This window comes from Kribbella capetownensis (assembly GCF_004331485.1).
Classification (GTDB): Bacteria; Actinomycetota; Actinomycetes; order Propionibacteriales; family Kribbellaceae; genus Kribbella; species Kribbella capetownensis.
In genome coordinates, this window is record NZ_SJKD01000001.1 from 2,049,451 (window position 1) to 2,063,845 (window position 14,395).

The 14,395-nt window shown below is 68.5% G+C and carries 13 protein-coding genes; 11 read left to right on the forward strand and 2 right to left on the reverse strand.

Annotated elements, in window-relative coordinates:
* Positions 1 to 135: 135 nt before the first annotated feature.
* Positions 136 to 1,200, forward strand: a complete 1,065-nt coding sequence (locus E0H75_RS10175; protein WP_131512887.1) for a LacI family DNA-binding transcriptional regulator — start codon at positions 136 to 138, stop codon at positions 1,198 to 1,200.
* Here the strand turns inward: E0H75_RS10175 and ilvY are convergent.
* Complete coding sequence (ilvY, locus tag E0H75_RS10180) at positions 1,124 to 1,957, reverse strand: HTH-type transcriptional activator IlvY (protein ID WP_131512888.1); 834 nt, start codon at positions 1,955 to 1,957, stop codon at positions 1,124 to 1,126. The genes E0H75_RS10175 and ilvY overlap by 77 nt on opposite strands.
* A 75-nt stretch (positions 1,958 to 2,032) precedes the next feature.
* Here ilvY and E0H75_RS10185 point away from each other — a divergent pair, with 75 nt between their 5' ends.
* From E0H75_RS10185 to E0H75_RS10215, 7 genes are all read left to right on the forward strand, one after another.
* A complete protein-coding gene (locus tag E0H75_RS10185; RefSeq protein ID WP_131512889.1) occupies positions 2,033 to 3,505 on the forward strand; it encodes a ketol-acid reductoisomerase in 1,473 nt (490 codons plus the stop codon).
* A 101-nt stretch (positions 3,506 to 3,606) separates the two neighbouring features.
* Positions 3,607 to 6,165, forward strand: a complete 2,559-nt coding sequence (locus E0H75_RS43990) for a glycoside hydrolase family 3 N-terminal domain-containing protein (protein WP_238162917.1) — start codon at positions 3,607 to 3,609, stop codon at positions 6,163 to 6,165.
* Between the two features lie 25 nt (positions 6,166 to 6,190).
* Complete coding sequence (locus E0H75_RS10195) at positions 6,191 to 7,474, forward strand: exo-beta-N-acetylmuramidase NamZ family protein (protein ID WP_131512890.1); 1,284 nt, start codon at positions 6,191 to 6,193, stop codon at positions 7,472 to 7,474.
* The gene (locus E0H75_RS10200) at positions 7,471 to 9,207 is read left to right on the forward strand and encodes a serine hydrolase domain-containing protein (protein ID WP_238162918.1); all 1,737 of its coding nucleotides are present in this window, start codon (positions 7,471 to 7,473) and stop codon (positions 9,205 to 9,207) included. Before E0H75_RS10195 ends, E0H75_RS10200 begins: the two co-directional genes overlap by 4 nt.
* Positions 9,208 to 9,243: 36 nt before the next feature.
* The gene (locus tag E0H75_RS10205; protein ID WP_131512891.1) at positions 9,244 to 10,131 is read left to right on the forward strand and encodes a MurR/RpiR family transcriptional regulator; all 888 of its coding nucleotides are present in this window, start codon (positions 9,244 to 9,246) and stop codon (positions 10,129 to 10,131) included.
* Positions 10,132 to 10,198: 67 nt separating this feature from the next.
* Positions 10,199 to 11,092, forward strand: a complete 894-nt coding sequence (murQ, locus tag E0H75_RS10210; protein ID WP_131512892.1) for an N-acetylmuramic acid 6-phosphate etherase — start codon at positions 10,199 to 10,201, stop codon at positions 11,090 to 11,092.
* Positions 11,093 to 11,384: 292 nt separating this feature from the next.
* Entirely contained in the window at positions 11,385 to 12,785 is a 1,401-nt protein-coding gene (locus tag E0H75_RS10215; RefSeq protein ID WP_131512893.1) for a class I adenylate-forming enzyme family protein, read from the forward strand.
* Here the strand turns inward: E0H75_RS10215 and E0H75_RS10220 are convergent.
* Positions 12,716 to 13,315, reverse strand: a complete 600-nt coding sequence (locus tag E0H75_RS10220) for a 4'-phosphopantetheinyl transferase family protein (RefSeq protein WP_131512894.1) — start codon at positions 13,313 to 13,315, stop codon at positions 12,716 to 12,718. The two genes, E0H75_RS10215 and E0H75_RS10220, sit on opposite strands and share 70 nt — an antisense overlap.
* 17 nt (positions 13,316 to 13,332) lie before the next feature.
* On the opposite strand from E0H75_RS10220, the gene E0H75_RS10225 reads away from it, so the two are divergent.
* The 3 genes from E0H75_RS10225 to E0H75_RS10235 are packed head-to-tail and all read left to right on the forward strand — an operon-like array spanning position 13,333 to position 14,319.
* Positions 13,333 to 13,587, forward strand: coding sequence for an acyl carrier protein (locus tag E0H75_RS10225; protein ID WP_131512895.1), 255 nt, complete (start codon positions 13,333 to 13,335; stop codon positions 13,585 to 13,587).
* A complete protein-coding gene (locus tag E0H75_RS10230; protein ID WP_131360905.1) occupies positions 13,587 to 13,817 on the forward strand; it encodes an acyl carrier protein in 231 nt (76 codons plus the stop codon). Before E0H75_RS10225 ends, E0H75_RS10230 begins: the two co-directional genes overlap by 1 nt.
* Positions 13,810 to 14,319: a beta-ketoacyl synthase N-terminal-like domain-containing protein gene (locus E0H75_RS10235; protein WP_131512896.1), complete on the forward strand. Its 510-nt coding sequence runs from the start codon at positions 13,810 to 13,812 to the stop codon at positions 14,317 to 14,319. Before E0H75_RS10230 ends, E0H75_RS10235 begins: the two co-directional genes overlap by 8 nt.
* Positions 14,320 to 14,395: the final 76 nt, after the last annotated feature.

Below are 14,395 nucleotides of genomic sequence, written 5' to 3' on the forward strand. Positions count from 1 at the left end.
CAAAGCGTTTAACCACGGGCTGTGAAAAGTTTCCGGTCGCTTGCTCTGAGGGGGGTAAACCGCTTAACTGAGATGTCTCAGGACTATGTTCCTTGGGTCACACTGCTGTCAAGGGTTCAGACGGGGAGGAATTCGATGGTCACCATGCGGGACGTCGCGGACCGTGCGGGCGTGTCGATCGCGACCGTGTCGTTCCTGCTGAACGACACCAAGCCGGTGACCGCGGCGACCCGGGCGCGGGTCGAGCAGGCGATGGCCGAGCTCGGCTATCGCCGCAACGCCGTGGCCCGCGCGCTGGCCAGCCGGCGGACGCACATCATCGCGATGGCCTATCCGGCGCTGGAGCACCGGTTCGGGATGTCGACCGCGGAGTTCTTCACCAGCGCGGCCGAGGCGGCCCGCAAGGAGGCTTATCACCTGGTGCTGTGGCCGGTCGGCAACGACGGCGTCGAGCTGCGCGAGCTGCTCGGGCAGGGTCTGGTCGACGGCGTCGTACTGATGGAGGTCCAGCTCGACGATCCTCGCGTCGACGTCCTGCGGGAGACCGGTACGCCGTTCGCCCTGATCGGCCGGACCACCGAGCTCGAGGGTCTGTCGCACGTGGACATCGACTTCGACACGACGGTCCGCGACGCGGTCGGGCACCTGTACGACCTCGGGCACCGGGAGCTCGTCTTGGTCTCCGGTGATCTGGCCGACCCGCGGTTCCATGCGTACGGCCCGTGGGTGCGGACCGAGGACGCGTACCGCCGGATCGCGGCGGAGTACGGCCTGCCGATCGTCGTGATGCCCTGCTCGGACACGACCCAAGCCGGGCAGGAAGCGGCCGATCGGCTGATCCAGGAGCACCCGAAGACGACCGCGATCCTGGTCCTGAACGAGTACGCCGCACTCGGTGTCATCTCCGGCCTGACGCGGCTGGGTCGCGACGTACCGGGGGAGCTCTCCGTGCTGCCGCTGCTGATGGTTCCCGAGACCGCGGCGCTGTCGAATCCGGAGCTCACCATCATGCGGACGCCCGGTCCCGAGCTCGGTCAGCTCGGCACCGACGCTCTCATTCGCCAGCTGGAAGGCGCCGACCCGCTGCCGCCTCAGCTCGTCCCAGCCAAGCTCTATCCCGGCGCTACGGTCGCAGCCCCCAGAGCGCCGCGATCAAAGGGCGGCGGAGGTCGGCGCGGCGAGCGCAAAGCCCGATCCTGAGCGGCTCGAGCGCCGGATCCGCGGGCAGTTCGACGAGGCGGTCGCGTACCGCCGAGGACTCGAACACCAGTCGAGGCACGACTCCCGTGCCGCAGCCCAGCGCCACGAGCGTCAGCAGCGCCTCGTGTCCATCCGGCTCGGCCGCGATCACTGGTTTCACTCCGGTCTTCCGGAACCAGCGGAACGCCGCATCCCGGACCAGACCGCGTGCCGGCACGACGAACGTCCCATCCGCTGAGCCGTCGCGGCTGCTGATCAGCACCAGATCGGTGACTGCGACGGTTCGACTCATCATCGTTTGCGGCAGGCGCTTCGGGATGCCCGCGACCGCCGCGTCCACCTCGCCCTCGTCGAGCCTGGCCAGAGCCGCCGCCGCGTCCCCGGTCTGAACGGCGAGCCGGATCTGCGGATGCGCCGCTCGCAGCGGGGCGAGGAGGTCGGGCAGCAGCGCTTGGCAGGCCGTGACGGTGGCGAAGATCCGCAGCTCGCCGACGAGCTCAGCCGGTTCGCCGGTGCCTGCGCGATAGTCCTCCCACAGTTCCAGAGCTTGCTCGGCGTACGCCGTGAAGCGTTGGCCGTCCGCGGTGAGGACGACTCCGCGTGGACCGCGGTCGAGCAGCCGTACGCCGGCGCGGGTCTCCAATCGCTGGATCGTCCTGGTCAGCGTCGCGGCGCTGACGTGGCACTCGAGGCTGGTGCGCCCGTAGTTCAGCGTGCGGGCGAGATGCAGGAACAGTTCCAGCTCGCGATGCTCCATGTTTCATCTCCTGCAACGGCCCGGTGCAGATGTTGCGCTTGCCGCAATGGCTGCGATTGACCTTAGCTGAAGGACATGAACCCCCTCACCTCGTCGGTCTTCCGGACCGAGACCATGACTGTTCCGGGCGGCACGGAAACGATCGTCCGTGGCGGCCGTGACCTGTTCCCGTTGCTTCCGCAGGCCTTGCACGGCGTACGGCGGATCGGCGTCCTGGGCTGGGGGCCGCAGGGGAGCGCCCAGGCCCAAAACCTGCGGGACTCGCTGGCCGGGACCGAGGTGATCGTGTCCGTCGGGCTGCGGCCGGGCTCGCGCTCGGCGGACGATGCCCGCGCGCATGGCTTCACCGAGGACAACGGCACCCTCGGGGACTGGCTGGCGGTCGCCGCGGATTCGGATCTGGTGATCCTGGTCATCGCCGACGCGGCGCTCGCGGCCGAGCACGAGAAGATCTTCGCGGTGCTCAAGCCCGGTGCCACGATCGGGCTGTCGCACGGCTTCCTGCTGGGTCATCTGCAGTCGATCGGCAGTGACTTCCCCGCCGGTCATCCGGTGATCGCCGTGTGCCCGAAGGGGATGGGTGACTCGGTACGCCGGCTGTACCAGCAGGGCGCGACGGTCAACGGCGCCGGCATCAACGCGAGCATCGCCGTCCATGCGGACCCGGACGGTCACGCGACGGACCGTGCGTTGGCCTGGTCGATCGGGCTGGGGTCGCCGTACACGTTCGCCACCACGCTGGCCGACGAGTACCGGTCCGACATCGTCGGTGAGCGTGCGATCCTGCTCGGCGCGGTGCACGGTCTGGTGGAGGCGCTCTACCGCCACTTCGTCATCGCGGGCGCCGATCCGGTGACGGCGTACGAACGATCGACCGAGTCGATCACCGGTCCGATCGCACGCACCATCTCGGACTCGGGCCTGGCGGCGGTCCGGGCGGCCACGGGTGACGAGGACCTGTTCGACCGGGCGTACTCCGCCGCCTACCGGCCGGCTCGCGACCTGGTCGCCGAGATCTACGATGAAGTTGCCGAGGGCACCGAACTGCGCAGTGTGATCCTGGCCGAGCAGCGCCTCGCCACCCGCCCGATGTCCCCGATCGCCGGCAGCCCGATGTGGTCGCACAGCGCGCAGGCCCACGCCCGCCGGGACAGCGCGCCGACGGTAGTCGACCCGCTGACGGCGGGTTTGTTCGTGGCCACCATGACCGCTCAGGTCGACGAGTTCGCGGTCCGCGGCCACGCCTGGTCCGAGATCGTGAACGAGTCCGTCATCGAGGCGGTCGACTCGCTGCTGCCCTACATGCACGCCCGTGACGTCGCCTACATGGTCGACAACTGCTCCCGCACCGCCCGCCTGGGCACCCGCCGCTGGGGCCCACGGTTCCAGGCGGCCTACGAGCAGATCGCCCTACCTCGCGTCGACGCCCCCGCTGACCAAGCCCTGGTCAAGCAGTTCCTCGACAACCCCGCTCACGAGGCCCTCGCCGCGGCCGCCAAGCTCCGGCCAACTGTGGACATTTCGGTTGAACGGCCGACGACTACATAACGTCAGTTCGTAGTTCCCCCTTGACCCCCCGTGTTCGTCGTCGGTAACTTTCACGTCGCGGGGGAGCGCCTGTAATTCAATTACTTGTGGGGGTTTTCGCCTTGCACCTGACCCGACGTCAGACCCTCGGACTCGCGGCGGCAGCAGTCGCCGGTACGACGGTTGCCGGAACAACCACCGCCCAAGCAGGTACCGATCGCTGGGTCCGCGAGACCCTGCGCCGGATGACGCTGGAGCAGAAGGTCGGCCAGCTGTTCGTCTGCTACGCCTACGGGCCGACAGCGGACACGGCCGATGCGCGCAACACGAGCCTGTACGGCGTCGCGACGCCGGCGGAGGTGGTGCGCAAGTTCCACCTCGGCGGGGTGATCTACTTCGCCTGGACCGACTCCGTGAAGGACCCGCAGCAGATCGCCCGGCTGTCCAATGGACTGCAGAGCGCCTCGCTGGCCGACAGCGGCATCCCGCTGCAGATCAGCACCGACCAGGAGCACGGCGTCGTGTTCCGGGTCGGGCCGCCGGCGACCCAGTTCCCGGGCGCGATGGCGCTCGGCGCCACCCGGTCGGCGGAGTACGCGCGGCAGGCGGGGGGCATCGGCGGCCGGGAGTTGAAGGCGGTCGGTGTCACCACGGACTTCGCCCCGGTCGCGGACGTGAACGTGAACCCGCTCAATCCGGTGATCGGCGTCCGGTCCTTCTCATCTGATCCTGCGGTGGTCGCCGCCCTGACCGCCGAGCAGGTGAAGGGGTACCAGCGGGACGGCCGGATCGTGTCCACCGCCAAGCACTTCCCGGGCCACGGTGACACCGCGACCGACAGCCACACCGGCATCCCGGTGATCAGCCACACGCTGGAGGAGTGGACGCGGATCGACCGGCCGCCGTTCGAGGCGGCGATCCGGGCCGGGATCGAATCGATCATGACCGCGCACATCGTCGTACCGGCCCTTGACCCGGCCGAGGACCCGGCGACGCTGAGCAAGCCGATCCTGACCGGGATCCTGCGCGAGCAGTTGCGATTCGACGGGGTCGTGATCACCGACTCGCTGGGCATGAAGGGCGTGCGGGACAAGTACGGCGACGCCGAGATCCCGCTCCGGGCGATCGAGGCCGGTGTAGACCAGTTGCTGATGCCGGTCGACCCCGGACTCGCGTACAACTCGGTGCTGGACGCCGTCCGTGGCGGCCGGATCAGCGAGGCCCGGATCGACCAGAGCGTCGAGCGGATCCTGAAGCTGAAGCTCCAGACCGGCGTCGTCGACCAGCCGTACGTCGACCTCGCCCGCGTCGCGAAGGTCGTCGGAACACCGGCGAACTACGCCGCCGCCCAGCGGATCGCCGATCGCAGTACGACCCTGCTGAAGAACGACGCCGGCCTGCTGCCGCTGTCCCCGGCGCCGCGGAAGATCCTGGTCGCCGGCTACAGCCCGGCGGCGCTCGGGACCGCACTGCAGGACCGTGGGGCGAGCGCGGTCGTGAAGGACACCGGTGCGACGCCGACCGACGCCAAGATCGACGATGCCGTCGCCGCATCGGCGGACGCGGACCTCACCGTCGTACTCACGATGAAGGCCTGGGACACCGAGGTCACCGACAAGCAGGCCAAGCAGCAGAAGCTGGTCAATGCGCTGCTGGCCACCGGCCGGCCGCTGATCCTGGTCGCCGTCCGCGATCCGTACGACGTCGCCTACTTCCCGTCCGCGTCGACGACGCTCGCGACCTACGGCTACGCGGCGGTCTCCATGGAGGCGTTGGCCAAGGTGCTGTACGGCGAGCTGGCGCCGACCGGCAAGCTGCCGGTCGCGATCCCGGCGCAGCCCGATCCGTCCGTGACCCTGCACCCCTTCGGTCACGGCCTCAGCTTCGACCAGCGGCAGACCCGGCTGACTGTTGCCTCGTACAACATTCATGCCGGGGCCGGCGAGGACAACGTGTTCGACCTCGACCGGACCGCGCAGGCCCTGAAGGCGCTGAACGCCGACGTGATCGGGCTGCAGGAGGTCGACGTTCACTGGGACGCCCGCAGCGAGTGGCGCGACACCATCGCCGAGTTGGCCGCGACGCTCGGGATGCACGCCGGGTTCGCGCCGATCTACGACCTCGACCCGCCCGTGCCCGGTCAGCCGCGTCGCCAGTACGGCGTCGGCGTACTGTCCCGGTTCCCGCTGGTGCGGACCGAGAACCACCCGATCACCCGGCTGTCCACCCAGGACCCGAACCCGGTGCCGGCCCCGGCGCCCGGATTCCTCGAGACCGAGATCGACGTCCGTGGCCGCCGCGTGCACGTCTACTGCACGCACCTGGACTACCGGGCGGATCCGTCGGTTCGGGAGGCCCAGGTCCGCGACACGGTGAAGATCCTGGCCGGGGACCGCCGCAAGGACCTGCAGATCCTCACCGGTGACTTCAACGCCGAGGCGACCGCTCCGGAGCTCGCGGGACTGTGGACCCGGCTGACCGACAGCTGGACCGCCACCGGCACGACCTCCGGCGGTCCGAACACCTATCCTGCGGTTGATCCGGTCAAGCGGATCGACTTCGTCACTGTCGGCACGGGACTGCACGTCCTGCGGGTCGCGGTGCCTCCTGAGGCGGTGCCTCCTGAGCAAGCGGCCAGCGACCATCGCCCCGTGGTAGCCGACCTGTCGTTCCGTCCCTGACGCCCCTGCCCGAAGGAGAGATCTGATGAAGCGACGCAGTTTGCTGGCGGGCGCTGGTGTACTCGCCGCCGCCCCACTGATCGACGTACCCGCGGCTCACGCCGGCGGTTCTCACGGCGGCAAGGCGGTGATGTCCGGCGCGGAGGTGCTGGCCAAGGACGGCTGGCGGGCGCTGGCCGGTCAGAAGGTCGGGGTGATCAGCAACCCGACCGGCATCCTGCCCGACTTCAACCACATCGTCGACACCATGCACGCGTCCGGGAAGGTCAATGTGGTCGCGGTCTTCGGACCCGAACACGGCTTCCGTGGTTCGGCCCAGGCCGGCGGCTCCGAGGGTGACCACGTCGATCCGCGCACCGGGATCATGGTGTACGACGCGTACGGCGCGACCGTGGACAAGCTGGTCGAGCTCTACACCAAGTCGGGGGTGGAGACGGTCGTCTTCGACATCCAGGACGTCGGCGCGCGGTTCTACACCTACATCTGGACCATGTACTCGGCGATGCAGGCGGCCATCACCACGGGCGCCCGGTTCGTCGTACTCGACCGGCCGAACCCGGTCGGTGGGTACGCGCGCGGCCCGATGATGAAGCCCGGCTTCACCTCAGGGGTCGGCAAGGAGGAGATCATCCAGCAGCACGGCATGACGGTCGGCGAGCTCGCCCGGCTGTTCAACGCCGAGTACCTGCCGCTCGACACCGGCGGCCCGCGGCTCAAGGAGCTCCAGGTCATCCAGGTGCAGAACTGGAAGCGCGACCAGTTGTACGACGACACCGGGCTGCCCTGGGTGATGCCGAGCCCGAACATGCCCACCCCGGACACCGCGCTCGTCTACCCGGGCATGTGCCTGTTCGAGGCGACCAACATGTCCGAGGGACGCGGTACGACCCGGCCGTTCGAGCTGATCGGAGCGCCGTACGTCGACTACAAGTGGGCGCAGGCGCTGCAGCACAAGGACATCCCGGGAGTCGAGTTCCGGGAGGCGTACTTCACGCCGTTCATCAGCAAGAACGCGAACGTGCTGTGTGGCGGTGTCCAGGTGCAGATCACCGACCCGGCCAAGGTCGAGGCGATCACCGCGGCGACGCACATGATCGTCGAGGCCCGCAAGCTCTACCCGGAGTTCACCTGGCGGGCCGAGAACCCGCCCGGCCGGTGGATCGACCTGCTCACCGGGTCGGACCGGTTCCGCACCATGCTGATGGCCGACGCGACCGCCGAGCAGATCGTCGCGGCCTGGAAGTCCGAGACCGACGCGTGGACCGCGCGCCGCGCCAAGTACCTGCTCTACAAGGGAGCCCACCGGTGAAACGCGTCGCGGCGCTCACGATAGCCTCAGCGGTGATGCTGACGATGGCAAGCCCTGCAGTTGCCAGTGGCAACAGATCCGGCCGGTTCGACCAGCCGTACGACGGCTACGCACCGAAGGGAACGCTGTTGCGTGACTCGACCCCGGCGAAGGCCGGCCTGGACCCGGCGCCGATCGACGCCGCGCTGGCCCAGGTGGACGGCTGGACCCGTCCGAGCGGTACGGCGAAACCCCTGTACGCCGGCGCGGTCACGCTCCTCGGCCACGACGGGAAGGTCGTCACCCGGACCGCCACCGGGATGGCATTGAAGTACACAGTGAACTCAGCCGGCGAGGGCCCTGTAGAACTGCCGGCCGACCAGCAGATCCCGATGCGCACCGACACGATCTTCGACCTGGCGTCGGTGTCCAAGCTGTTCACCTCGATCGTGGTGATGCAGCTGGTCGAGAAGGGCAAGGTCGGCCTCGACACCCCGATCGCGACGTACGTGCCGGAGTTCGCCGCGAACGGCAAGGAAGCCATCACGGTCCGGCAGGCGCTCACGCACACCACCGGGTTCCCGGCCTGGCTGCCGCTGTGGAGCACCGGCAAGACGCCGGAGGAGCGGCTCCAACTCGCGCTCACCGCCAAGCTGCAGAATCCGCCCGGCAGTACCTATCTCTACAGCGACCTGAACCTGATCACGCTGGGCGAGCTGGCGCACCGGGTGACCGGCAAGACGCTCGACAAGCTGGTTGCCGACGGCATCACCAAGCCGCTGCAGATGCGCGACACCGGCTACAACCCGGACCCGAAGAAGAAGCCGCGGATCGCCGCGACGGAATACCAGACGGCACCGCCGCGGGGCATGGTCTGGGGCTCGGTGCACGACGAGAACGCCTGGTCGCTGGACGGCGTCGCCGGTCACGCCGGCGTCTTCAGTACCGCCGACGACCTCGCCGTTCTGGCCCAGACCTTTTTGAACGGCGGCAGCTACCGCGGCGCCCGGATCCTCAAGGAATCCTCGGTGACCGCGATGATCACCAACTTCAACCAGGCCTTCCCGGGCAACGACCACGGCCTCGGCTTCGAGCTGAACCAGCGCTGGTACATGGGCGGCCTGTCCGGGCCGCGAACGGCCGGCCACACCGGCTACACCGGGACGTCGATCGTGATCGACTTCGACTCGCGTTCGTTCGCCATCCTGCTGACCAACCGGGTCCACCCCAGCCGCAACTGGGGCAGCAACAACCCGGCCCGCCGAGCCGTCGTGCAAGGGCTTGCCCTGGCCCTCGGCGTCGGTCCCCAGCACGGCAAGGACGCCTGGTTCTCCGGTACGACGGACAACGCGACGACCACTCTGGCCACGCAGGTCGCCGTACCGGCCGGGGGAGCGAAGCTCGCGTTCGACCTGTTCGTCGACACCGAGGACACGGATCTGCTGTACCTGGAGACGTCCACGGACGGGACCACCTGGACGAAGCTGCCGTTCACCGTGCGGGACCGGGGATCGGTGATCGACCATGACGGATCGATCAGCGGCTCCGGCGACCGGCACTGGCACCAGGTGTCGGCCGAACTCGGCGAGGGCGCGCAGACGATCCGGTGGCGCTACGCCTCCGATCCGCTGTACCAGGGCCGCGGTGTGTACGTCGACGGTGTGAAGATCACGCACGGACGCGATGTTCTTCTCGACGGAGAGCGAACGCCTGAATCATTTGTCGCTTCAGGTTGGAGACTTTCGCGTCGGTGACCCCACTTCGTGCATAGGCGCCGTACCGTGGCTGTCATGAATTCAACGACCTCTCCAGAACCCACGGGGCCGCTGCTGGTCCGGGTCCGCGCGGTGATGCCCGCGCTGGCGCCGGCCGAGCAGCGGGTGGCGAACGCGGTCCTCGCGGACCCGGGCGGAGTGGCCGCGATGACGATCTCCGAACTGGCCGAGGTGGCCTCCACCTCGGAGACCACGGTCATCCGGTTCTGCAAGCAGATCGGCGTCCCGGGCTATCCGCAGCTCCGCCTGCAGTTGGCGGCCCAGTCGGCGCAGGAGAGTGTGCGGCCCGAGGTGGGCGGCGACATCGAGCCCGGCGACTCGCTGGCCGACGTTGTCGGCAAGGTCGCGTTCGCCGACGAGCGGGCGGTCCGGGAGACCGCCCAGCAGGTCGACGTGGACGCCCTGGGCAAGGTCGTGACCGCGGTCGTGAACGCGCCTCGCGTCGACCTGTACGGGTTCGGCGCGAGCGCGTTCGTGGCGCTCGACCTGCAGCAGAAGCTGCACCGGATCCGTCGGGTCGCGTTCGCCTGGTCCGACGTCCACGTCGCGCTGCCCAGTGCTGCGCTGCTCGGGGACGGCGACGTGGCCATCGGCATCTCCCACACCGGTACGACGGTCGAGGTCGTCGAGGCGCTCGAGGAGGCGGCCAAGCACGGCGCCACCACGGTCGCGGTGACGAACTTCCCCCGCTCGCCGCTGGCCAAGACGGCGGATCTGGTGCTGACCACGGCCGCCCGGGAGACGACGTACCGGTCCGGGGCCATGTCCAGCCGGATCGCGCAACTGACCGTGATCGACTGCCTGTTCATCGGGGTCGCCCAGCAGGTGCTGCCGGACGCGCGCAAGGCGCTGGAGGAGACGGCCACCTCGGTCCGTGGTCACCGGCTCAAGGGCTCTGAGTGACGTCAACAGTTTCTGTCAAGGATGAACGGAATTGAAAATCCTTCAGTAGGAAACTAACATCGGAGCTGTGACCTCACCGACAGAGCAGCGCAACCCGAGGACGCTCGCCATCGATGCGGTGGGGACGTCCGAGATCCTGCAGTTGGTGAACAACGAGGACGCGCGGGTCGCAGGTGCCGTCGGACTGGTCATCCCCGAGTTGACCAAGGCCGTGGATGCCGCCGTCGAGGCGGTCCGCGGCGGTGGCCGGGTGCACTACTTCGGCGCCGGGACATCGGGACGTCTCGCCGTACTGGATGCCGCCGAGTTGCTGCCTACCTTTCATACGCCCGAGGGCCTCGTGGTCGCGCACCACGCGGGCGGGATGGACGCACTGCTCAGGGCGGTCGAGAACGTCGAGGACTCCGAGGAGGGTGGCGCCGAGGACGCGGCCGCTGTGACCGGCCAGGACATCGTCATCGGCCTCGCTGCCTCCGGGAGTACGCCGTACGTCGCTGGTGCCCTCAAGGCGGCCCGAGCGGCCGGTGCGACCACCGTGCTGGTGACGTCGAACCCGAACGCTCCGCTGGCGCCGCTGGCTGACATCGTGATCGCCCCGGACACCGGTCCCGAGGTGATCGCCGGCTCGACGCGACTGAAGGCCGGTACGGCGCAGAAGCTGATCCTGAACTCCTTCTCCACCACGCTCATGATCAAGCTCGGCCGCACCTGGTCGAACCTGATGGTCGACCTGGTCGCCACCAACAAGAAGCTCCGCGGCCGGATGCTGCGCATCCTCGCCGAGGCAACCGGCGCCGACGAACAGGCCTGCGAAGCCGCCCTGGCCGCGGCCGAAGGCGAGCTGAAGCCGGCCCTCGTCCACCTGCTCACCGGCGTCACCATCCCAGCAGCCCGCGCCGCCCTCGATGCCGCCCAGGGCCGGGTCGCGAGCGCCCTCACCACCCTCGGCGCACCCGCCTGAAATAATCCTCACGACGATGGTCCGGCATTCATTGCCGGGCCATCTTTTTGTCCGCAGGCAAACCCTCGCGGCGACTGCGCATTTCTTGAGTGGCTAACCTCCTGGCGTTTTCTGACAGGTTTCGTTTCCGGGCTCGTTCGGGCCTCCGCAAGAGGTTGCGAACGGTAGTTGGACCATCACTTCTGGTCCATAGCGCAGTTGTGTGATCGTGTCGTATCGTCGCGTCATCGCCAGACCTTGGTGGAGGTCCTGGTCTTCGAATCCTTTGTGTGCAACGAACTTCGGAGCTCGGATGACCAATCACGGTACTGTCGTGGTGCCCGGAACCACCCAGGGTGCGCAGTGGGTCGACGACGTCCTGCTCGCCGGTCCGGCCACTGATATCTGTTTTCGCCTTCCGGATCCTGTTGGTCGCGGGGAACTGCGCCGATTGGTCCGGGATCGTCAATCGGAACTCCGCGACGCGGGATTTCGAGCCGGCGGCGCGGCGGCTTTACGTTTGCCCCCCTCAATGGCTTTCGTGACGCATTTGCTGGCGGTCTGGCGCAGTGGTGGGCAGGCGATCCTGCTGGATCACCGGCTGACCGACTACGAGGTGCGGCGGGCGATCGAGCGGCTGGTTCCGCAGGTCGTGGTGTCGCCGGAGCGGCCGGTGCAGTCGGGGCTGCGGACGTTCGTCGAGGTGCACACCGATGTGGCCAGCTACTCGGGTCATCCGGCCGGGACCGCGCACGCCGTCGTACAGCTGAGCTCCGGGTCGACCGGACCGTCGAAGGTGATCGGGCGGACGGCGGAGGACCTCGTCGAGGAGGTACTGCGGTACACGCGGATCGACGGGGTGCCGGTGCGGGGTGAGCGGTTGATTCTGCTGCCGTCGATGGTGCATGTGCTCGGACTGGTCGGAGGTCTGCTCTACGGACTGCATGCCGGCGTCGAGTTGGTGCCGCCGGCGCGGTTGACGGGTGACGCGATCGTTCAGGCCATTGCTGCGGGGACCTCGCCGGCGACGGTTCTCGGGGTGCCCTTCCACATCGGATTGCTCGCGTCGGTCCAGGAGCCGCCGAAGTTGCCCCAGTTCAAGCGGATGACGACGGGCGGGGAACTGGTGCCGGCCCCGGTGTCGCGGTCGTTCGAGGACAAGTACGGCGTACCGCTCGGGAACATGTACGGGATGACCGAGGTCGGGGTCATCGGCACCGACCTGTACGGCGAACACCGGCCGGCGATCCGGCCCGCGCCAGGGATCGAGGTCCGTGCCGTCGACGGCGAACTCCATGTCCGGCGGGTTGAATCGCCGTACCTCGGGCTGTCCGATCCTGCTCGCTGGGCGGACGGCTGGCTGCGTACGCGCGACGCTGGAGTGGTCGACACGGAGACCGGTCTGGTCAGCATCAAGGGCCGGCTCGACTCGCAAGTGTCTGTCGGCGGGATGAAGGTCGACCTGACCGAGGTCGAGTACACGGTGAGCACCCTCCGCGGCGTCGAGGCAGCCGTCGTCGTCTTCGACGGCTCCATCACCGCCTACGTGCAGCTGAAGGAGCGCCGCGACGTCTCGGCCCTGGAGTCCGAACTCGCGCGACTCCTGGCGTCGTACAAGCGGCCCCGAACCCTCCGTCTGATGGATCAACTCCCACGCACAACCACCGGAAAACTGGTCCGAGACACCACCCTCCTCCGCAAGGCCACCCCGTGATGCGCGGTCACCACAACCTCCGTGAGACCGGCACCGGCAGCAAGCGCGACCACCGCCCCTTCCCACGGCACGTACGTCACCACCAGCTCGGGCTCCGACTCGACCGCTCCACCACCGAGTGGCATGCGGCGGCGGAGGCCGGAGTTTCTCAGGCCCCGGCCGAGGGCTTTGCCTACTGCTTCTTTGGCGGTCCAGAGGTGAAGGAAGGCGATCAAGTAGTCGGGTTGCCCGGACATCCACTGGAGTTCGGCGGGGTCGAACCAGCGCTGTGCGAGGGCGGTCACCTCGCGGGGGTGGATGTCTTCGACGTCCACCCCGAGCGGACCCGACACAGACGCGGCAACCACCACGAGATCGCGGCTGTGGCTGAGGCTGACCGCCAACCCGTCGACGTACGGCTGTCCGTTGTCCGCGTGATGCAGCGACGGCGAGCTGACCAGCGTGCCCGCGAGGTCGAGCAGCAGCGCGTGAGCCGTGGCGCGCGACTCGGCGCCGGCCGGCGCCACCCAGACATGTACCGAATCACCCACAGAAGGAAGGTATCTCGATGAAGGATGAGGTTCGCGCTTTTGTTATCGCGCAACTGCAGGACATGAACTACGACACCGAGGGCGTCGACGACGAGACCACGCTCGGGCCGGCCGGGGTGGATCTGGAGTCGCTGGCGCTGGCGGATCTGTCGGTGCGGGTCGAGGACCGGTTCGGGGTCAGGTTCTCCGACGACGAGTCCGAGCAGCTCGCGCTGATGACGGTCGGCGAGTTCACCACCGAGGTGGCCGGCCGGGTAGCCCAGCAGGTCTGATGAACTCGAACCCACCACCGCCCGGGCGGGACGAGATCATCGGCTGGCTCGCCGGCCTCGGTGAGCGACCACCCGGTACGGACCGGATCGACTCGATGGAGCTGGCCTGGCTGGTCCACCAGGTCGAGCAGCGGTACGGCGTCGAGCTCGGCGACGACCAGCTCGAGCGGATGACCACCGTCGACGACGCCGTCACCGTGATCGCCGAGGTGCTGACCAGCCATGTCTGAACCGCGACCGGTCTCCGTCACCGGCCTCTCGATCCTGACCGCGCTCGGCCGCGGACCGGAGGCGCAGCTCACCGGCGCTCCGGCGTTCACCGAGGTACGGCGTTTCGACGCCAGCAACCGCCGAGTCCGGTACGCCGCGACCGCCGCCGAAACCGGCACGCTGGAAGAAGAACTGGACCTGGCGATCGCCACCGCCTGCGCGCAAGCAGGCGTCGACCGCAGTACGACGGCACTCCTGCTCGCACTCCACTCAGCGCCGGACTGCGACTTCGGTCAGCGCCGCATCTACACCAGCGCCTGCGTCTCAGCCAGTACGGCGCTCGCCGACGCTGCGACCCTGATCAGCACGCGCCGTGTCGATCGCATCGTCGTAGCGGCCGCATACCTGGTCGAGCCATACCAGTTCGCCCTCTTCGACGCCGGGCGAGCGCTGGCCGACGACAACACGGTCCGTCCGTTCAGCCTCAACCGCCGAGGTTGGGACTGCCCCGGGATTAGTTGACTCGCGGGGTGTGGTGGTTCAGGCCGCGAGTGCGACCGGTTGAATCATCTCAAACTCGATGGGTGTGAGCTTGCCG